Below are 19,588 nucleotides of genomic sequence, written 5' to 3' on the forward strand. Positions count from 1 at the left end.
CTCGAACCGAGGATATTCATCTAGGACTCTTGAACGGTACACACCCCTGCACTATTTAGCTCACCAGCCATATGTCTAAAAGGTCGTTACCTAGTATCCTTCTGAGCTTCACGGCCCCGTAGTTCAGCTGGATAGAACAGCCGCCTCCTAAGCGGCAGGTCGCAGGTTCGAATCCTGCCGGGGTCGCCACGTCCGCTCGCCGGGCGCGTCCGCAAGCTTCTGATAGAATGTCCGTTTTGCGCGGGGCATTCCCGCCGTCAACGACGCAGGAGCACGTATGTCGCACGAGATTCTGAAGGCCCTCGGCCTTTCCGACGTCAATTCAGGCACCTACCTGGGCAACGGCGAGTGGTCGACGGACACCAGCGCCGGCCTGATCGAGGTGACCAACCCCTCGACCGGCGAAGTCATCGCCAAGGTGCACGGCACCAGCGCGGGCGACTACGAGACCATCGTGAAGCGCGCGCGCGAAGCGTTCGAGACCTGGCGCACCACGCCGGCGCCGGTGCGCGGCGAAGCCGTGCGCCTGTGCGGCGAAGCGCTGCGCAAGTACAAGGACGAACTCGGCTCGCTGGTCAGCCTGGAGAACGGCAAGATCAAGCCCGAGGGCGACGGCGAAGTGCAGGAGATGATCGACATCGCCGACTTCGCGGTCGGTCAGAGCCGCATGATGTACGGCCTGACCATGCATTCGGAGCGTCCGGGCCACCGCATGTACGAGCAGTGGCATCCGCTGGGCGTGGTCGGCATCATCTCGGCTTTCAACTTCCCGGTCGCAGTGTGGGCGTGGAACGCCATGCTGGCCGCCGCCTGCGGCGACATCTGCATCTGGAAGCCGTCGCCGAAGACGCCGCTGACCGCCATCGCCACCATGAAGATCTGCAACGAGGCGCTGAAGGCCGGCGGCTTCCCGGAAATCTTCTATCTGTTCAACGACGGCGACAACGCGCTGGCCAAGCAGTTCGTCGACGACAAGCGCATCGACCTGGTCAGCTTCACCGGTTCGAGCGCGGTCGGCCGTCAGGTCGGCGTGCGCGTGGCCGAGCGCATGGGCCGCTCGCTGCTGGAACTGGGCGGCAACAACGCCATGATCGTGGACGAGACCGCGGACCTGAAGCTGGCCATTCCGGCCATCGCCTTCGGCGCCGTCGGCACCGCGGGTCAGCGCTGCACCAGCACGCGTCGCCTGATCGTGCACGAATCCATCGCCGAGGAAGTCACCGAGAAGCTGGTCAAGGCGTACAAGCAGATCGAGAGCAAGATCGGCGATCCGACCGACCCGGCCACGCTGATGGGTCCGCTGATCGACCCGGCCTCGGTCGAACGCTTCACCAAGGCGCTCGATACCGCCAAGGCCGCGGGCGGCACCGTCGCTACCGGCGGCGAAGTGCTGGACCGCAAGGGCAACTTCGTCACCCCGGCCATCGTCACCGGCCTGCCCGGCGACGCCGAGATCGTGCGCACCGAGACCTTCGCGCCGATCCTGTACGTGATCCCGTACAAGGACCTGGACGACGCCATCGCGCTGCAGAACAGCGTGCCGCAGGGTCTGTCCAGCGCGTTCTTCACGCTGAACATGCGCAACGCCGAGCGCTTCCTGTCGGCGACCGGTTCGGACTGCGGTATCGCCAACGTCAACATCGGCACCTCCGGCGCCGAGATCGGCGGCGCGTTCGGCGGCGAGAAGGAAACCGGCGGCGGCCGCGAGTCCGGCTCGGATGCGTGGCGCGCCTACATGCGCCGTCAGACCAACACCATCAACTGGTCGTCGGAACTGCCGCTGGCGCAGGGCATCAAGTTCGAGATCTGATCGAACCGCCCAGGCACGCCATCGAGGGGAGTCGGACCCGCGTCCGGCTCCCCTTTTTCATGTCTTCGCCACGCATGGGTTCTACAATGGCCGACTCGACGACCGCATCCGAGGCATCCCCATGCGCAGCACTTTCGATTTTTCCGGCTACCGCGTGCTGGTGGCCGGTGGCAGCAAGGGCATCGGCCGCAGCATCGCCCTGGCTTTCGCGCAGACCGGCGCGGCGGTTTCGGTCTGCGCGCGCGGCGAGCAGGCGCTGGCCGCCATCGATGGCGAACTGAGCGCACACGGCGGCACCGTGCACACCGAGTCGTGCGACCTCCGCGATCCACAGGCCGTGCAGGACTGGGTCGAACACGCCGCCGGCGCGCTGGGTGGCATCGACGTGCTGATGAACAACGCCAGCGGCTACGGTTTCGACGACACCGACGACGCCAGTTGGGAAGCCGATTTCCGCATCGACCTGATGGCCGCGGTGCGCGCCTCGCGCCATGCCCTGCCGCACCTACGCCAGTCGGAGCACGCCAGCATCCTGCACACCAGTTCCATCGCGGCGCTGAACCCGCGCCCCAGCGGGGCCTGCTACGCGGCGCTGAAGGCCGCCGTCAGCCACTACACGACCTCGCAGGCCAAGGCGCTGGCGTCCGAGCGCATCCGCGTCAACGCCATCGCGCCGGGTTCGATCGAGTTTCCCGGCGGCCTGTGGGACGACGTGCGCCGGAACGATCCGGACCGCTACGCTGCCACCCTGGCGCGCATCCCGTTCGGCGCCTACGGCCGCCCCGAGGATATCGCGCATGCTGCTCTGTTCCTGGCCTCGCCGTTCGCGTCGTGGATCACCGGACAGGTGCTCGCCGTCGATGGCGGTCAGTCGCTGAACGGCTGATCCCTCGGCACCGACCCGCTAAGCTGCTCCGAACGCCGACCAGGCCCATGCCATGAATGCCTACGAACTGTTCCGCCCGCTGCTGTTCGCGCTGAACCCGGAAACCGCCCACGGTCTGGGCCTGTACGCGCTCGGCGTGGCTCAGCGCAGCGGTTTCGCCCACCGCATCGCGCCGCCGCCGAAGAATCTGCCGGTGCGCGCCTTCGGTATTGACTTCCCGAACCCCGTCGGCCTGGCCGCCGGTCTGGACAAGAACGCCGAACATCTCGACGCGCTGGGCGCGCTCGGTTTCGGTTTCGTCGAGGTCGGCACCGTGACGCCGCGACCGCAGGCGGGCAACCCGAAGCCTCGTCTGTTCCGTCTGCCGGAGCACGAGGCGATCATCAACCGGATGGGCTTCAACAACGCCGGCATCGATGCGCTGGTGCGCAACGTCGAGCAGTCCCGTTTCGACGGCGTGCTCGGCATCAACATCGGCAAGAACCGCGACACGCCCAACGAGCAGGCGGTGAACGACTACCTGCACAGCCTGCGTCGCGCCTATGGCCTGGCGTCGTACATCACGGTCAACATCTCCTCGCCCAACACCCAGGGCCTGCGCGACCTGCAGCACGAAGAGCAGCTGCGCACCTTCATCGGCCGTCTGCGCGAAGAGCAGGAGACGCTCGGCAGCCAGTACGGCGCGCGCAAGCCGATGCTGCTGAAGATCGCGCCCGACTTGAGCGACGAGGAACTCGACGCCATCGCCGGCGTACTCGAAGCCAGCGGCATCGACGGCGTGATTTGCACCAACACCACCCTCGACCGCAGCGCCGTGCAGGGCGCGCCGCACGCCGACGAGGCCGGCGGGCTGTCCGGCCGGCCGCTGCTGGCCGGCGCGGACCGCGTGCTGCAAGGCATGCGTGCGCGTCTGCCCGAGCGCATTCCGCTGATCGGCGTCGGCGGCATCCTCGACGGCGACGCGGCCGCCGGCAAGATCCGCGCCGGTGCATCGCTGGTGCAGATCTACTCCGGCATGATCTACCGCGGCCCGCAGCTGCTCGGCGAATGCGTCGAGGAAATCCGCCGCCAGCACCACGCCGGCACCGAATAAGGACGAGCATGCAAGGCATGAACCCCGCCGTCGACATGGGCGGCTACCGCGTGACCGAGAACGCCTCGCTGGCGGGACGCAACACCCTGCGCGTGGATGCGCGCGCGCACTGGCTGCTGGAACTGCTCGACGCCGCACGCCTGCCGGAAGTGCTCGCGCTGCCCGCCATCGCCCAGTCGCCGCTGCTGGTGCTGGGCGAAGGCAGCAACGTGCTGTTCGCCGGCGATGTCGACGGCGCGGTGCTGACGATGGCCACGCGCGGCGTGCTAGTGGAGGAAGACGGTGACGTCGCGCGCATCGCCGTCGCCGCCGGCGAGCGCTGGGACGATTTCGTGCGCTGGTCGCTGAGCCAGGGCTTCGCCGGCCTGGAAAACCTGATCCTGATTCCCGGCACGGTCGGCGCCGCGCCGATCCAGAACATCGGCGCCTACGGGGTCGAAGTGGCCGAGTTCATCGAGGCAGTGGAAGCCTGGGATCGCACCACGAAGCAGGTGGTGTCGCTGGACAAGGCCGCCTGCGCCTTCGCCTACCGCGATTCGCTGTTCAAGCGCGAACCGGACCGCTACATCGTCACCGCCGTGCGCTTCGCCCTGCCGCGCCAGCGCGAACTGCGTCTGGACTACGCCGGCATCGGCGACCAACTCAAGCGCATGGGCATCGCCACGCCGACGCCGTTCCACGTCGCCGAGGCCGTGGTGCATCTGCGTACCCGCAAGCTGCCCGACCCGGCCGTGATCGGCAACGCCGGCAGCTTCTTCAAGAACCCGCTGGTGGACGCCGAAACCGCCGCCGCGCTGCAGCGCGAATACCCGGACATGCCGCAGTGGCCGACACCGGACGGCGGCTGCAAGCTGTCTGCGGCCTGGCTGATCGAAACCTGCGGATTCAAGGGCTTGCGCGAAGGTGATGCGGGTATTTCGAACCGCCACGCGCTGGTGCTCGTGAACCATGGGCGGGCCCGCGGCGATCAGCTCTGGGCGCTGGCGCAGGAGGTCCGACGCGGCGTGCAGGCACGCTTCGGCATCCTGCTGCAGCCCGAACCGAAGGTCATCGGCGCGTCCATCGACGCCTGAGACGTTCGCGCTCGACGCCCCGGCGCGAACACGAACCCGGCTGATGCCGACCGCATGCTCGGGTAGCATGCGTGACGACATGCGCACGCGCCGCACATGTCGAGCACGAGCTTCATCGGCCCCCTGTCCCGCCGGAAACCGTCCATGCATTTCGACATCCAGCTGCGCTTCCAGCCCTCGCCCGCCTTCATCGGCATTCTGGCGGACATGAACGAGCGCTACGCCGACTGGACCGACGGCTCCTACGACTGGGCCAACCAGACCGAGGATTTCCTCGCCTCGCCCGCCGCGTTGCCGGATGTCGACGAGTCCCTGCTGCAAACGCCGCTGAGCAAGCGCGCCGTCAACGACACGCTGCAGATCGCCATCGCCCTGCTGTCGGGCGCGCGACGACCTCAAGGACATGAAGCGCCGAATACGCCCCCGGCGAGCAGGCCACACCTGCTCGCCGGATTCGGCTTGTCGCGAACCGCCCCTGCCATCGGTTGGCTTGGCGGGACCGCCCCTGCGCCGTAGCATGGCCGGATGCGGCGATGGATGTGCCGAACGGCCGTCGCCCGCGCTCTCGTCTTCTCGTCCTTCACAGGGAGTGTTTCATGTCCATCCGCTCGTTGCGGCCGGTGCTGGCCTGCGTTCTGCTCGGCTTCGGCTTCGTTGCCGTCCCGCCTTCCGTCCAGGCCAAGCCGCCTGCCGCTTCCGCGCACGAACAGGTGCTGCGCGCCACGCTGAAGAACGGCCTGCGCGTGGTCATCGTGCGTGACACGCTGGCGCCGATGGTCACCACGCAGATCACCTATCTGGCCGGCGGCTACGAGACACCCAAGGGCTTCCCGGGCACCGCGCACGCGCTGGAGCACATGATGTTCCGCGACAGCAAGGGTCTGTCCGGCGCACAGCTCAACGAGATGACCGGCAAGATGGGCGGTCAGAACAACGCCTTCACCACCATGGACGCCACTCAGTACTACTTCGTGGCGCCGTCGGCCTACCTGGACGTGCTGCTGCACATCGAAGCCGCGCGCATGAACGGCGCGAAGCTGACCGAGAAGGACTGGAACCTGGAGCGCGGCGCGATCGAGCAGGAAGTCTCGCGCGACATCTCCGATCCGGGCTACCTCGCCTTCCAGGAAGCCGAGCGCACCCTGTACGCCGGCACCGGCTACGCCGAAGACGCGCTGGGTTCGCGCCCGACCTTCGACAAGACCGACTCGAAGATCCTGCGCGACTTCTATCACCACTGGTACGTGCCCAACAACGCCATCTTCGTGATCGTCGGCGATGTCGATCCGCAGGCCACGCTTAGCAAGGTCAAGCAGCTGTTCGGCGACATTCCCGAGCGCGCCACGCCGGAGCGCTCCGCCGTGGCGCTGAAGCCGTTCAAGCCCAGGATCATCACCAAGACCACGCCCGACGCCACCGGCTCGGTGCAGTTCATGTACCGCATGCCCGGCCTCAAGACCAAGGACGCGGCGGCGGCGCAGGTGCTGATGGACGTGCTCAACAACGCGCGCAGCCCGCTGTCCAAGTTGGCGGCGGACGGCAAGGTGCTCGACGCCGGCGCCGGCACGCAGACCTTCACCCGCGGCGGCATCGGCGTGGTCGAAGTGGACGTGCCCAAGGGCGGCGACGCCGAACAGGCGCGCAAGGACATGGACGGCGTCCTCGACGCGCTGCGCACGCACGGCGTGCCGGCCGATCTGGTCGCCGCCGCCAAGCGCTCGGAACTGGCCGATGCCGAGTTCAAGAAGAACAGCGCGGTCAGTCTGGCCAGCGCCTGGTCGCAGGCGCTGGCCTGGCAGGGTCTGGACTCGCCGCAGCAGGCCGAGGAGCAGATCCGCAACGTCACCGTCGACGACGTCAATCGCGTGCTGCGCGAGTATCTGAAACCCGATCAGCGCGTCACCGTGGTGCTGACGCCCAACCCCGACGGCAAGCGTCCGCCGCAGAGCGCCGGTTTCGGCGGCACCGAGAGCTTCGCCAGCAACGACAAGCTGGACGTGCCGCTGCCGAGTTGGGCCGAGAAGGCGCTGAACCGGCTGGAGATGCCGCACTGGACGCTGCATCCGACGCAGATGAAGCTGGACAACGGCATCACCCTCATCGTGCAGCCGGAGAAGATCAGCAAGACGGTGACCGTCTACGGCCAGATCGACCAGAACGAGAACATGCAGGCGCCCGAGGGACAGAAGGGCGTCTCGCAGGTGCTGTCGGCGCTGTTCGACTACGGCACCGCCACGCTCGACCGCGACGCCTTCCACAAGGCGCTGGACGACATCGCCGCGCGCGCCTCGGCCGGCCCCAGCTTCACCCTGGCCGTGCCCAGCGCCGACTTCGACCGCGGCATGCAGCTGCTGGCCGACAACGAGCTGCACCCCGCCCTGCCGGCCAAGGCGTTCGCCATCAAGCAGCAGTCCATCGCACGCGAGCTGGCCGGACGCATGCAGTCGCCGCGCTACAAGATGAACCAGGCGCTGAAGCGTGCGCTGCTGCCGAAGGGCGACGAGGCGCTGCGCGAAGCCACGCCGCAGAAGGTGATGAAGCTCACGCTGAACGACGTGAAGAACTACTACGCCAGCACCTACCGTCCCGACATGACCACCATCGTGGTGGTCGGCGACGTCACTCCGCAGCAGGCCAAGGCCACGGTCGAGAAGTACTTCGGCCAGTGGAAAGCCAAGGGCAACAAGCCTGTGGTGGTGCCGCACAAGGTGCCGCTGAATCCGGCGCACTACGAGGTCGTGGACAACCCCTACGCCTCGCAGGACACCGTGCTGATGGCGCAGAACCTGGACATGGACCTGAAGAACGCCGACCGCTATGCGCTGGACCTGGGTAACGACGTGCTCGGCGGCAACGGCTTCGCCTCGCGCCTGATGGTCGACGTACGCGTGCGCCACGGCTACGCCTACGGCGCCAGCTCCGGACTCGACATCGGCCGTTCGCGCAGCATGTTCTACGTCTACTACGGCAGCGACCCGCAGAAGGTGCCGATGGTGGACTCGCTGGTGCACAAGAACCTCGCCGCCATGCGCGACACGCCGGTCAGCGAGGACGAGCTGACCAACGCGCGCCAGTACGAGATCCGCTCGATCCCGCTGCAGGTGGCCAGCGTCAACAGCATCGCCCGTTCGCTGGCGACCTGGAGTATCCACGGCGAGCCGCTGAACCAGCCGATGATCGCCGCGGGTCACTATCTGAAGCTGAACGCCGAGCAGGTCCGGGCCGCCTTCCGCAAGTACCTGCGCCCCGACCGTCTGGTGCAGGTGGTGCTGGGTCCCGCCCCCAAGAAGCACTGACATCGCGCCACGGCGGCCGCCACGATAGGCGGTCGCCGTGGGCTAGACCGTTCGGCAGGCGACTTTCGCCCCGAAAATCGGCACAATCGAAGCCGTGAGTCACGGTACACAGGGGATGTAGGCGCCGTCTTCCGCCTCTGACATTCCGTCGGAGACGGTCCACGTCGCCGATGCATCGATGGCGAAACCGGCACGCACCACTCCGCTGTACCTACGCATGCTCTTCGCCGTGCTGGCGATCGCTGTGCTTTCGAACGCGTGGGCCACGCACGTCGGGAGCGCATCGGAACCGCCTGCTTTGCTGCACGGCGCCTGGCTTGCGGTACAGCCCGGAGACACCCCGGACCACGTACTGCAGCAGTCCGAACGAGGCGCTTTCCACGTCTTCGACACCCAGCGCCTGCAGACCATTCCCCGCAGCGATCTCGGCACCTGGGTCGTGCTGCAGCCCAGCGCGCCGGGACTGCACGGCCCTCGCGTACTCAGCATCCCGTCGCCGCCATTCAGTGCCGTGACGCTCTACGATCGCAACGGTCCGTTGAGCACGTCCTCGCCGACCGCGATCGGCCCGGCACTCGAAGCCCACGGTCGGATCGCCTTCGCGCTGCCGCCGCACTGGTCCAGCACGACGCCGATCCTGCTCAAGTTCGAGCCTTCGGAGAACCTGAACGCTCCGGTCCGCTTCGTGCTCGAGAGCGAATCCACGTTCCGACGCATCGACACCCTGTGGATCGTCATGGCCAGCGCCAGCCTGGCGGTGATGCTGGCGATGGCGCTGGTCGCGCTGTGCTTCTCGATCATGCTCGGCGACTCCACCTTCGCCTGGTACGCCGCTTACGTATGCAGCTACGCCGGCTTGCAGGCGGTGCAGACCGGCTTCGCGTTCGAGCCACTGCATCTGGCCTTCCTGCAACCCATTGCCCTGCCCCTCGGCGCTGCGCTGACCGCCGTGGCGCTGATCAGTGCCGTGCTGTTCATGGTGCGCTTCTGCAGCCTGCGCCGGCATGCGCCCTGGCTGCGCGTGCTGCTGCTGGCCCTGGCGGGCATGATGGCGCTGCTGGCGGTGCTGCAGGCCACGGGCATGCCGTTCGTGCGCGACATCGTGCACGCGCTGTTCAATCCGCTGCTGGCGCTGTGCTCGGGCTTGATGGTGCTGGCCAGTTCGCTCGCGCTGCTGCGCGGTTCGCGAGCGGCGCTGTTCTTCCTGTTCGGCTGGCTGCCGCTACTGGTGTTGACCGCGCTGACCAGCATCCAGGTCAGCGGCGGCCTGGCGCATGTCGAATGGCTCAACGAAGCCAGCCTGGCCGCCGGCGCCGTCGAGGCACTGGTACTGGCGATCGGTCTGGCGGATCGCTCGCTGAACATGCGCCGCGATCATCATCTTGCGCGCGAACTGGCCGACAAGGATCCACTGACCGGCGTGTTCAACCGCCGCGGCTGGATCGACGCCGCGCAGAAGATCATGCAAGACACCCAGCAGACGCACGCGCTGCTGTTCATGGACCTGGACCACTTCAAGACGCTCAATGACGAACTCGGCCACGGCGCCGGCGATCAGGCCCTGATCACCATGGCCGAGAACCTGGCCACCGAACTGCGCCCGCAAGACCTGCTGGGGCGCTTCGGCGGCGAGGAATTCGTCGCCATGCTGCGCGGCACCGACAGCACCAACGCGCTGCTGGTGGCGCAGCGTCTGTGCCGACGCCTGCATCGACTGGAGATTCCACTCGATCACCGCGGCAACCTGCTGACCATCAGCATCGGCCTGGCCACGCGGCGACCGAACGACACCCTCTCGACTCTGGTCGAACGCGCCGACGCCGCCATGTACACCGCCAAGTCGCGCGGCCGCAACCGCGTGGTCGACGAGCGTCAGGTGGAGACCTCGCGCCGCCCGGTACTCCGCCCGACGCGCGCGTTGTCGGACACCGAAGACGCATCGTCTCGGCGAAGCGAACAGCTGGGATGAATACGCGATATGCGCAGCGCGCCTAACGACGCGCCTTCGAGAGCAGACGCAAGATTTCCATGTACAGCCAAACCAGCGTGACCATCAACGCGAACGCGCCGTACCACTCCATGTACTTCGGCGCGCCTTGTGCAGTCGCCTGATCGATCATGTCGAAATCCAGCACCAGATTCAGCGCCGCAAGACCGACCACCAGCAGACTGAAACCGATCCCCAGCACACCGGATTCGTGAATGAACCCGATTCCAGGCATGCTGGTGAAAGCACGCAGGCCGATGTCGACCAGATACAACAGCATGATCGCCCCGGTCGCCCCGACCACGCCCATGCGAAACTTGTCGGTAACGCGAATCCAGCCCGCGCGGTACGCCACTAGCATCACCGCCAACACGCCGAAGGTCAGTCCGACCGCCTGAAAGACGATGCCGTGATAACGCATCTCGAAGAAGGCGGAGATACCGCCCAGGGCAAAGCCCTCGGCAATGGCGTACAGCGGCGCGGTGACACCGGCCCAGGATTTCTTGAACACCGTGACCATGGCCAGTGCGAAACCGACGAGCAGACCACCCCAGAGAAACGGCGTGATGCTGGCGATGGCGGTCTCGACCTGCCCTCCCGCCAGCGCGGTATCGAAACGGTTCCATGTCCAGTAGGCCGAAACCATACTCAGCACCAGCAACAGACCCGTCTTGGCCACCGTGCCGTTCATGGTCATGCGTTCGCCATCCGCGAACAGCCCCTGGAATGTCTTGTCGCGCAATACTGGATTGTTCGTACGCATTCCTCTGCTCCTGAACATCAAAAAGGCCGCCTTGGCGACCGTTGATCCTGCTGACAGGATAGTTGCAAGCTCCCATCGGAGCAGGATGCCGCTGACGCGGCCTCGGTGTAGGCTTGGACCATAGCATCGGACGGAAGTGCCCAGCATGCGCGTTCGTGATTTCGGATATCTGGCCGTATTCCTCACCGCCGCCCTGCCACTGCTTGCATGGGCGCTGATCCACCGCGACCTCGCACCGGATCTGGCCGCGTGGCTGCCGCTGGCGGTGGTCTACGGGGTGGTGCCGCTGCTGGACCTGCTGCTGGGCGAGGATCCGCGCAACCCCATCGACGATGCACAGGCGCAGCGCCTCGACGCGCAGCGCTGGTTCCGCGTGCTGACCTGGCTATGCGTGCCGGTGTGGCTGGCCCTGCTGGCCTTCTGCATGCGGCAGGCAACGACACTGCCATTGCATCCGCTGGGCCAACTCGGCTGGCTGCTGTCGACCGGCACCATCGGCGGCGTGCTGGCGATCAATGTCGCCCATGAGTTGATCCACAAGGCCGGCCGCCTGGAGCCCGTGCTGGGTGGCATCGCGCTGACCAGCGTGGGTTATTTCGGCTTCAAGATCGAGCACCTGCGCGGCCATCACGTGCACGTGGGCACGCCTGAGGATGTCTCTAGCGCGCGTCTGGGCGAATCGGTGTATCCGTTCGTGCTGCGCGCCCTGCTGCGCAATCCGCGCGCCGCGTGGCGGCTCGAAGCCGAGCGCCTGCAGCGGCGTGGACAAGGCCTCTTCACGTGGCACAACGAGATGCTGCGCTGGTCGGCGCTGTGGCTGTCGATGCTGACTGCGTCCGCGCTCTGGGCCGGCCTCGCGGGCGCGCTGTTCTTCGTCGCACAGGGTCTGATCGCGGCGGCGACGCTGGAAGTCATCAACTACGTCGAGCACTACGGCCTGCGTCGCGCGCGCGATGCGCAGGGCCGCTACGAACGCGTCACACACTTGCATTCATGGAACGCCAGCCAGCGCCTCACCAACTGGCTGCTGTTCCAGCTGCAGCGGCATTCCGATCACCACGCGCACGCGCGACGGCGTTATCAGGTGCTGCGCCATCACGCCGACAGCCCGCAGCTGCCGACCGGTTACGCGGGGATGTTCGTGCTGGCACTGGTGCCACCGCTATGGCGCCGTCTGATGGACGAGCGCGTGCGCCACTTCAACGCGCGCAACGACCTCGGCGCGCAGGCCTGAACGCGGAACTCAGCCCGGCGGCCACTGCATGCGGCGACCCGCCAGCAGATGCACGTGCAGGTGGTACACCGTCTGCCCGCCGTGCTCGTTGCAGTTGATCACCGTGCGGTAGCCGTCCTCGGCCAGACCTTCCTCGCGTGCATAGCCGGCCGCCGCCAGCAGCACCTTGCCGAGCAATGCGGCATCCTGCGGCGTGGCCGCATCCAGCGTCGCGATGGGCTGCTTGGGAATGAACAGCACGTGCACCGGCGCCTGCGGGTTGAGGTCGCGGAAACCCAGCACCTCGTCGTCCTCGTAGACGATGTCGGCGGGAATCTCGCGGCGGATGATCTTGCCGAAAATGGTGTCGTTGCTCATCGGGGTTCTCCGGAATCCTTGGCGAAACGCTTGAACATGCCGACCGAGCCGGGCGCGCTGGGTCGGAAACCGAACTGCTCGTACAACCGCACGCCGGGCGGATCGGCGAGCAGCGACACGAACACGCTGGCCGGTGCGCGCTCGCGCACGGCATCGCTCAGGCGCTGCATGATGGCGCGACCGAGACCGCGGCGCTGCAGATCCGGGTGTACCGCGATGTCGATGATCTGCAGGAAGCAGCCGCCATCGCCGACCACGCGACCCATGCCGACCAGGCGCTCGCCCTGCCGCACGCACACGGCATGCCAGGTGCCGGCCAGCCCCTGCTCGGCCGCTTCGCGTGCGAACGGGCTCAGTCCCGCGGCGGCCCGCAGCGCCAGGTACTCGTCGACGCCCGGCGGCGTTTCCTGCCAGTGCAGCGCGGCGTCCATCGTCGCGGTCACTCCACCGCCTGGCGGCCGCCGAAGGCATGCGCCAGCGTGCTGCGGTCGACGTATTCCAGCTCGCCGCCCAGCGGCACGCCGTGCGCGAGACGCGTCGCGCGGATGCCGGCGGCGCTGGCCAGGCGGCCGAGATAGTGCGCCGTGGCTTCGCCTTCCACGGTCGGATTGGTGGCGATGATCATCTCGCTGATCTCGCCTTCTTCCAGCCGCGCGGCGAGCGCGTGCAGGCCGAGTTCCTCGGGTCCGGTGCCGTCCAGCGGCGACAGCCGTCCGAGCAGCACGAAGTACTGCCCGCGGTAACCGGTGGCCTGCTCGATCGCGGCCAGGTCGCTGGGCGACTCGACCACGCACAGGATGTGCGGATCGCGCGTGGCGTTGGCGCACACCGCGCAAACCTCGTCCTCGCTGAAATTGCGGCAGCGCGAACAGTTGCCGATGCGCTCCATGGCCTGCTCCAGCGCCGAAGCCAGACGCCGGCCGCCGCCGCGGTCGCGCTCCAGCAACTGGATCGCCATGCGCTGCGCGCTCTTGCCGCCCACACCGGGCAGGCAACGCAGCGCGTCGATCAGCTCGGCCAGCAGCGGCGAACTCGCGCTCATGCCTTCACTCCGCCGTCGCGGACAGGACACCGATGCGGTATCGCCGTGGCGACACCGGCATGGATCGCGTGCAGGATCGCCATCAGAACGGCAGCTTCATGCCCGGCGGCAGGCTCATGCCGGCGGTCATGCCGCTCATCTTTTCCTTGCTGGCCTCGGCGACCTTGTTGACCGCGTCGTTGGTCGCGGCGGCCACCAGGTCCTCGGCCATCTCCGGGTCCTCGGCGAGCAGCTTGCGGTCGATCTGTACGCGGCGCACTTCGTGCGCACCGCTCATGACCACGGTGACCAGACCGCCGCCGGCGCTGCCGGTGACTTCGAGCTGCGCAATCTCTTCCTGCGCACGCTTCATCTTTTCCTGCATCTGCTGGGCCTGCTGCATCAGCTGGCCGATCTGTCCTCGCATGTTCCGGACCTCTCGTTCATTGTGGGATCGCGATGCGTCGAACGGCGCTCAGCCGTCCAGCGGGCGCACCGACTGCGGCACCACGCGGGCGCCGAATTCGCGTTTCAGGGTCTGCACCAGCGGATCGTCCTGCATGGACTGCTCGGCGGCGCTTTGCTGCTCGCGGCGCTGCACCTCGGCGCGCGCGGCGGGCGTATCGGCGACGCCCTCGTCGCTGCCGACAAAGCGCAGACGCACGCGACGGCCCAGCGCGTTGCCGATGCGTTCGGCCATCTGGCCGGTCATCGGTTCGACCGCCAGTTCGGCGTGGTTGCTGTCCAGCAGCAGTTCCAGGGTGTCGTTCTCGAAGCTGCGGATGCGCGCATTGATCGCCAGCGCGCGCATCGGACCGCGCAGTTCCGCGCGTTCGATGAGCTGTTCCCAGTCCGGCAGGCCATCCGCCGTCTGCGCCACCGGCGCGGCGACGGGCGGCGGCGACGGTTCGCGCACGACCTGCGCCTCGCGCTTCTGCACAGGCGGTGCGTGGGCGGCCGGCGTGGCCGGCGATGCGGAAGGCGCTGCACGCGGCGGCGCGGGCGATGCGGAGCGCGGCGGTGCCGCAGCACGTGCGCCAGACGAACCCGTGGCGGGTGCATCCCCACCGTCGCCCGCGGACGGCCCGAAGGCCAGCATGCGCAACAGGATCATCTCGAAGCCAGTGCGCGCGTCCGGCGCCAGATTGAGCTCGCGTCCGCCCTGAGTCGCGAACTGGTAGTAGAGCTGCACGTCCTGCGGATCGAGCCGCTGCGCCAGCGCCGTCAGCGCGGGCTCGTCGTCGCCGGTCTCGGCATCGACCTCCAGCGACGGCACCAGCTGCCGCAGCTGGATGCGGTGCAGCACGCCGGCCAGGTCGTCCAGCACGCCGCCGAAATCGGGCGAGAACGAGGCGATCTGGGCGCTCTGCTGCATCAGCGCCTCGCCGTCGCTCGCCGCCAGCGCATCGAGCAGACCCATCACCTGGCTGCGCTCGACGCTGCCCAGCATGGCGCGCACGTCCTCGGACTTCAGCGTGCCGCCGCCGTAAGCCAGCGCCTGATCGAGCAGCGACAGACCGTCGCGCATGGAGCCATCGGCGGCTCGCGCCAACTCGCCGAGCGAGGTCACGTCGTACTCGACGCCCTCGGCCTTGAGGATGTGCTGCATCTGCGCGCTGATCTGGTCCGGCAGCAGACGCTTGAGATTGAACTTCAGGCAGCGCGACAGCACCGTCACCGGCAGCTTCTGCGGGTCGGTGGTGGCGAGCAGGAACTTCACGTGCGGCGGCGGCTCTTCCAGCGTCTTCAGCAGCGCGTTGAAGGCGCTCTTGGAGAGCATGTGCACCTCGTCGACCAGGTACACCTTGAAACGGCCGCGGGTGGGCGCGTACTGGGCGTTCTCGATCACTTCGCGCACGTCGTCGACGCCGGTGTTGCTGGCCGCGTCGATCTCCAGCAGGTCGACGAAACGTCCCTCGTCGACCGCGGTGCAGATGGCGCATTGTCCGCACGGATCGGCCGACTGGCCCTGCTCGCAGTTCAGCGACTTGGCGAAGATGCGCGCGATCGTGGTCTTGCCGACGCCGCGGGTGCCGGTGAACAGATAGGCGTGATGCGTTCGCCCGGTGTCGAGCGCATTGGAGAGGGCGCGAACCACGTGCTCCTGACCCACCAATTCGGTGAATCGACGCGGACGCCACTTGCGGGCCAGTACCTGATACGTCATGCCGGAGACCGTCGGAAAGCAGACACCGATTGTGCCAACTCGCACCGCGCAAGTCAGCACGAAGAGGCGACGGATGCGATTTCGGGTGGCCGAAAAGGCGGCGACCCTGCCAGCCGCACCCCGGCACCCGAATCCTCCACTACCGTTGCTTCCTTCCGGACCTGGCGGGGTTTGCGAAGTATCGTCGCGGGGGGACCAACAGGGTCACCATAGGCGGAAACGGCGATTTCGCGGACTCTGCGAGAATCAACGCCCCGAATGTTACGTCCGCGGCACCCGCCGGCGAACGTGGCGGAGAGGGAGGGATGACTCCGCGCTGCGCGCTACGCCCCTGCGGGGCCGTCGCTGCGCGACGTTCCGATGCGACAAGCGCATCGGTCGAACCCGCATCCATTCCGATGTCGAGGGTTCGACTCCCTCCTTCCGCATTTTCATGTCACTCGACCTGCCCTCCTCGAACGCCGATATCGACATCCGAAGATGGCGGAGAGGGAGGGATTCGAACCCTCGATACGGGAGACCCGTATACCGGATTTCGAATCCGGCGCATTCGACCACTCTGCCACCTCTCCACGGTCGACCGCGCGGCCATCGGGCTGCGCGAGCCGGCAATGATACGTTGCCGACCTCATGCCCCGCAAGCGAAACGAAAGACCCCGCTGGTATCCTTGCGGCATTTCCCGCATAGGACGATTCCCATGAGCCTGATCCAGGTCCCGGTTTCCCACGGCGAACTGATCGACAAGATCACCATTCTGCAGATCAAGTCCGAGCGCATCGCCGATGCGGACAAGCTGGCCAACGTGCGCACCGAACTGGACATGCTGGAGAACACCTGGCGCAACGATGCCGCCTCGGCGACCGACATCGGCGACGAGCAGGCACGCCTGAAGGCCGTCAACGAGGCGCTGTGGGACATCGAAGACGCCATTCGCCTGAAGGAAAAGGCGCAGGCCTTCGATGCCGAATTCGTCGAACTGGCCCGCTCGGTCTACTTCCGCAACGACGAACGCGCTGCGATCAAGCGCGAGATCAACCTGAAACTGGGTTCGCAGCTGGTCGAGGAGAAGTCCTACCAGGACTACCGCGCCTGAGGTCTCAGCGACCGATGCCGAGGTGCTTCATCAACGCCTCCATGCGCTCGATCACGTCGCTCACGCCGATCAGGTCCATCACGCCGGGGCGCTCGATCTTGGTGCCCCAGCGCAGATCGCGCGCCGGCTTGTGCAGGAAGTGGCGCGCCGCATCGTCGTAGCGATCCACGCACCAGCGGCGATCCGAGTACGGACCCGAGCGCGCCGGATTGCTGGCCGCATGCAGACCGATGACCGGCGTGCCGACCGCGTTGGCCATGTGCATGGGACCGGAATCCGGAGTCAGCACCATGTCCGCGCGCGCGAACAGCGCCAATGCGCGCTTGAGGGTGTCGCGTCCGGTCAGATCCACGGGCCGAGTGCGTGCCGCAGCGAGAATGGCATCGGCCATCGCACGCTCCGACGCCGACGGCCCGCCGGTCAGCAGCACGCGCAGGCCGCGCGCAGCGGCGTGGTCGATCACCGCCGCATAGCGCTCCGCGCGCCAGTTGCGCAGCGCGTGGCTGGAACTGGGGCTGACCACCAGCGTCGGCGCGGTGATCGGAATCTGTTCGCGCGCCCAGTCGCGCGCTTCGTCGGGCACGGGAATATCCCAATGCACCGGACCGCGCGGCACACCCAGCGGTTCGGCGAAACTGCCAATGGCGTCGAGCACATGCTCGCCGCGCCGCGCCGGAATGCGCTCGTGCACGAACCATCCATGCAAGTCGCGCGAACGCTCGCGGTCGTAGCCGATCCGCCGGTCCGCATGCACGGCGGTGCTCAGCAGGTTGGAACGCAACGCCACCTGCATGTGCAGCAGCGCATCGAAACGGCGGGCGGCGAGCGCCTTGCGTACCGCGCGCATGCCGGCCCAGCCGCGCGCCTTGTCGAACACGACGAACTCCACGCCGGGAAGATCGCCGACCAGACGCTGCTCGAGCTTGCCGACGATCCAGGTCAGCGACGCCTCCGGAAAGTGCGCGCGCAGTCGATGCACCAGCGGTACCACATGCGTGACATCGCCGATGGCGGACGTACGGAGCAGACACAGGTGGCGAAGGGCGGCGCGATCGGTCATCAAGTTGATAGACTGCTGATGTATCAAAGGGACGGCACCTCGTGCGCCGTACGATAAGCGAGAACATGACTGACGCACGCATTCATTCCGACGCCGTCGGCACGATTGTGTTCGACGCGGACCTTGCTCCACAAGTCGGACATCCGTGGTTCGATCCCGACGCCTGGCAACGCGCCAGCCGATTGCGCGCGCGCGGCGGCGGGCGCGCGTCCGCCTGTTTCATCGACACGCCGATCGGACCGTGCGTGCTGCGCCACTTCCATCGCGGCGGCATGGTCGCCAGCCTGCTCGGCGACCGCTACCTGTGGAACGGCCGCGAGCGCACGCGCAGCTTCGCCGAATTCCGCCTGCTCGCCCGCATGCACGCGCTGGGTCTGCCCGTACCGGAACCGGTCGCCGCGCGTTACCGTCGCTATGGCATGTACTACACCGCCGACCTGCTGACCCGCCAGATCGAAGGCGCCGACACGCTCGCCACCTGCCTCGCCGAAGGTCGCCTGGACGCCGCGCTGGCGGAGCGTACCGGCCGGCTGATCGCGCGTTTCCACCGCCATGGCGTGTGGCATGCCGACCTCAACGCGCACAATGTGCTGGCCACCCCCGAAGCGCTGTATCTTATCGACTTCGATCGCGGAGACATGCGCCGCCCCGCCGTCGGCTGGCAACACGCCAACCTGCAGCGGCTGCGACGCTCGCTGATCAAACTGGGGGCCGCACGCGACGGCGAAGAAGCGTTCGAGCGCGATGTGTGGAATCCGTTGATGCACGGGTATGCATCGGGTATGGAACAGGAGACGGCGAAATGAGCTGGACGTTGCGTTTCCTCGGCACCGGGGCGGCCGAACTTTCGGCGCTGGGCAGTTCCGCGGTCGTGCTCGAGCGCGACGGCGAACCGGTGCTGCTGGTCGACTGCGGCCCGGACGTGGTGCCGCGCTACTGGGACACCTACGGCGTCGCGCCCAAGGCGCTGTACCTGACCCACGTGCATCTCGACCATGTCGGCGGCATGGAATCGCTGTTCACGCGCATCCGCTTCGGCGAGGAGCGCTTCCCCGAACCGGTGATCTTCACCCACGCGGCGCTGGTGCCGTTGCTGCAGGGCCGCGTCGCCGATTACCCCAATGTCGCCGCGGAAGGCGGCAGCAATTTCTGGGATGCGTTCCGACTGACGCCCTGTTCGCGCGGCTTCTGGCACGAGGGACTCTGGTTCGACGTGTTCCCGACCCGGCATCATCGTCCGGGCACGTCCTACGGCATCCATCTGCGCGGCTGCTTCACCTTCACCGGCGACACGCGACCCATTCCCGAAGTGCTCGAGACCGTGGCCGCGCATGGCGGACCGATCGCGCACGACTGCTGCCTGAACGGCAATCCCTCGCATTCCGGCGTCGAGGACATCGAGCGCGAGTATCCGGCCAAGCTGCGCGAACGCATGATGCTGTACCACTACACCTCGGCGCACGACGGCGAAGCGCTGCGCGAGCGCGGCTTCGCCGTGGCCGTGCCCGGACAGGTGGTCGAGCTGCCGACGCCGCACGCGCCGCACCCCGACAGCGGCTGATTGCTGCCTTACGGCTTGTCTGGCAGCGGCGCTGCCGGTATCCTTCCGCCTCTTGACCGTCGCGCGACTGCGCCTCGGTCACTTCCGGAGAGGTGTCCGAGTGGCTTAAGGAGCACGCCTGGAAAGTGTGTATACGGCTTATACCCGTATCGAGGGTTCGAATCCCTCCCTCTCCGCCAGATCCCG

General features: G+C 67.3%; 18 protein-coding genes, 3 tRNA genes and 1 other RNA gene. 13 read left to right on the forward strand and 9 right to left on the reverse strand.

Annotation, left to right across the window (positions count from 1 at the left end):
- Positions 1 to 112 precede the first annotated feature (112 nt).
- From LF63_RS09690 to LF63_RS09725, 8 genes are all read left to right on the forward strand, one after another.
- Positions 113 to 189: transfer RNA gene (locus LF63_RS09690), tRNA-Arg, on the forward strand.
- Positions 190 to 277: 88 nt separating this feature from the next.
- A complete protein-coding gene (gene amaB / locus LF63_RS09695) occupies positions 278 to 1,810 on the forward strand; it encodes an L-piperidine-6-carboxylate dehydrogenase (protein ID WP_043101376.1) in 1,533 nt (510 codons plus the stop codon).
- Between the two features lie 121 nt (positions 1,811 to 1,931).
- Positions 1,932 to 2,696, forward strand: a complete 765-nt coding sequence (locus LF63_RS09700; protein ID WP_043101378.1) for an SDR family NAD(P)-dependent oxidoreductase — start codon at positions 1,932 to 1,934, stop codon at positions 2,694 to 2,696.
- Between the two features lie 52 nt (positions 2,697 to 2,748).
- Positions 2,749 to 3,789: a quinone-dependent dihydroorotate dehydrogenase gene (locus LF63_RS09705; RefSeq protein ID WP_043101382.1), complete on the forward strand. Its 1,041-nt coding sequence runs from the start codon at positions 2,749 to 2,751 to the stop codon at positions 3,787 to 3,789.
- Between the two features lie 35 nt (positions 3,790 to 3,824).
- Positions 3,825 to 4,862 carry a UDP-N-acetylmuramate dehydrogenase gene (gene murB, locus LF63_RS09710; protein ID WP_043103609.1) on the forward strand — a complete coding sequence of 346 codons (1,038 nt, stop codon included), beginning with the start codon at positions 3,825 to 3,827 and terminating at the stop codon, positions 4,860 to 4,862.
- 144 nt (positions 4,863 to 5,006) lie between these two features.
- Positions 5,007 to 5,378: a hypothetical protein gene (locus LF63_RS09715; protein ID WP_043101385.1), complete on the forward strand. Its 372-nt coding sequence runs from the start codon at positions 5,007 to 5,009 to the stop codon at positions 5,376 to 5,378.
- 80 nt (positions 5,379 to 5,458) lie between these two features.
- On the forward strand, positions 5,459 to 8,158 hold the full coding sequence (locus tag LF63_RS09720; RefSeq protein ID WP_043101387.1) for a M16 family metallopeptidase: 2,700 nt from the start codon (positions 5,459 to 5,461) through the stop codon (positions 8,156 to 8,158).
- A 298-nt stretch (positions 8,159 to 8,456) separates the two neighbouring features.
- Positions 8,457 to 10,127, forward strand: coding sequence for a sensor domain-containing diguanylate cyclase (locus LF63_RS09725; protein ID WP_235205301.1), 1,671 nt, complete (start codon positions 8,457 to 8,459; stop codon positions 10,125 to 10,127).
- 22 nt (positions 10,128 to 10,149) lie between these two features.
- Here LF63_RS09725 and LF63_RS09730 read toward each other — a convergent pair whose 3' ends face one another.
- On the reverse strand, positions 10,150 to 10,908 hold the full coding sequence (locus LF63_RS09730) for a Bax inhibitor-1/YccA family protein (protein ID WP_043101388.1): 759 nt from the start codon (positions 10,906 to 10,908) through the stop codon (positions 10,150 to 10,152).
- Positions 10,909 to 11,053: 145 nt separating this feature from the next.
- Here LF63_RS09730 and LF63_RS09735 point away from each other — a divergent pair, with 145 nt between their 5' ends.
- The gene (locus tag LF63_RS09735; protein WP_043101391.1) at positions 11,054 to 12,142 is read left to right on the forward strand and encodes an alkane 1-monooxygenase; all 1,089 of its coding nucleotides are present in this window, start codon (positions 11,054 to 11,056) and stop codon (positions 12,140 to 12,142) included.
- Positions 12,143 to 12,151: 9 nt separating this feature from the next.
- On the opposite strand, the gene LF63_RS09740 is transcribed toward LF63_RS09735, so the two are convergent.
- The 7 genes from LF63_RS09740 to LF63_RS09765 form a co-directional block, all read right to left on the reverse strand.
- Positions 12,152 to 12,499 (reverse strand): histidine triad nucleotide-binding protein, encoded by a 348-nt coding sequence (locus LF63_RS09740; RefSeq protein WP_043101392.1) that lies wholly within the window; start codon positions 12,497 to 12,499, stop codon positions 12,152 to 12,154.
- Positions 12,496 to 12,930, reverse strand: coding sequence for a GNAT family N-acetyltransferase (locus tag LF63_RS09745; protein ID WP_043101396.1), 435 nt, complete (start codon positions 12,928 to 12,930; stop codon positions 12,496 to 12,498). Before LF63_RS09745 ends, LF63_RS09740 begins: the two co-directional genes overlap by 4 nt.
- An 8-nt stretch (positions 12,931 to 12,938) precedes the next feature.
- Positions 12,939 to 13,541, reverse strand: a complete 603-nt coding sequence (gene recR, locus LF63_RS09750; RefSeq protein ID WP_043101398.1) for a recombination mediator RecR — start codon at positions 13,539 to 13,541, stop codon at positions 12,939 to 12,941.
- Positions 13,542 to 13,623: 82 nt separating this feature from the next.
- Entirely contained in the window at positions 13,624 to 13,947 is a 324-nt protein-coding gene (locus LF63_RS09755) for a YbaB/EbfC family nucleoid-associated protein (RefSeq protein WP_043101400.1), read from the reverse strand.
- A gap of 48 nt (positions 13,948 to 13,995) precedes the next feature.
- Entirely contained in the window at positions 13,996 to 15,687 is a 1,692-nt protein-coding gene (gene dnaX / locus LF63_RS09760) for a DNA polymerase III subunit gamma/tau (RefSeq protein ID WP_043101401.1), read from the reverse strand.
- 104 nt (positions 15,688 to 15,791) lie between these two features.
- An RNA gene (ffs, locus tag LF63_RS15560) (signal recognition particle sRNA small type) lies at positions 15,792 to 15,888 on the reverse strand.
- 280 nt (positions 15,889 to 16,168) lie between these two features.
- Positions 16,169 to 16,259: transfer RNA gene (locus tag LF63_RS09765), tRNA-Ser, on the reverse strand.
- A 126-nt stretch (positions 16,260 to 16,385) separates the two neighbouring features.
- On the opposite strand from LF63_RS09765, the gene LF63_RS09770 reads away from it, so the two are divergent.
- Positions 16,386 to 16,781 carry a DUF6165 family protein gene (locus tag LF63_RS09770; protein WP_043101403.1) on the forward strand — a complete coding sequence of 132 codons (396 nt, stop codon included), beginning with the start codon at positions 16,386 to 16,388 and terminating at the stop codon, positions 16,779 to 16,781.
- 4 nt (positions 16,782 to 16,785) lie between these two features.
- Here the strand turns inward: LF63_RS09770 and LF63_RS09775 are convergent, their stop codons facing one another.
- On the reverse strand, positions 16,786 to 17,841 hold the full coding sequence (locus tag LF63_RS09775) for a glycosyltransferase family 9 protein (protein ID WP_043101405.1): 1,056 nt from the start codon (positions 17,839 to 17,841) through the stop codon (positions 16,786 to 16,788).
- 65 nt (positions 17,842 to 17,906) lie between these two features.
- Between LF63_RS09775 and LF63_RS09780 the strand changes: the two genes are divergently transcribed.
- The 3 genes from LF63_RS09780 to LF63_RS09790 all read left to right on the forward strand — a co-directional run bounded on the left by LF63_RS09780 (position 17,907) and on the right by LF63_RS09790 (position 19,581).
- Positions 17,907 to 18,647, forward strand: a complete 741-nt coding sequence (locus LF63_RS09780; protein ID WP_043101406.1) for a 3-deoxy-D-manno-octulosonic acid kinase — start codon at positions 17,907 to 17,909, stop codon at positions 18,645 to 18,647.
- Positions 18,644 to 19,402, forward strand: a complete 759-nt coding sequence (locus tag LF63_RS09785; protein WP_043101408.1) for an MBL fold metallo-hydrolase — start codon at positions 18,644 to 18,646, stop codon at positions 19,400 to 19,402. The genes LF63_RS09780 and LF63_RS09785 overlap by 4 nt, the downstream gene beginning before the upstream one ends.
- An 86-nt stretch (positions 19,403 to 19,488) precedes the next feature.
- Positions 19,489 to 19,581 (forward strand) — tRNA-Ser (locus tag LF63_RS09790).
- Positions 19,582 to 19,588 lie beyond the last annotated feature (7 nt).

The organism is Oleiagrimonas soli, from assembly GCF_000761445.1.
Taxonomy (GTDB): Bacteria; Pseudomonadota; Gammaproteobacteria; order Xanthomonadales; family Rhodanobacteraceae; genus Oleiagrimonas; species Oleiagrimonas soli.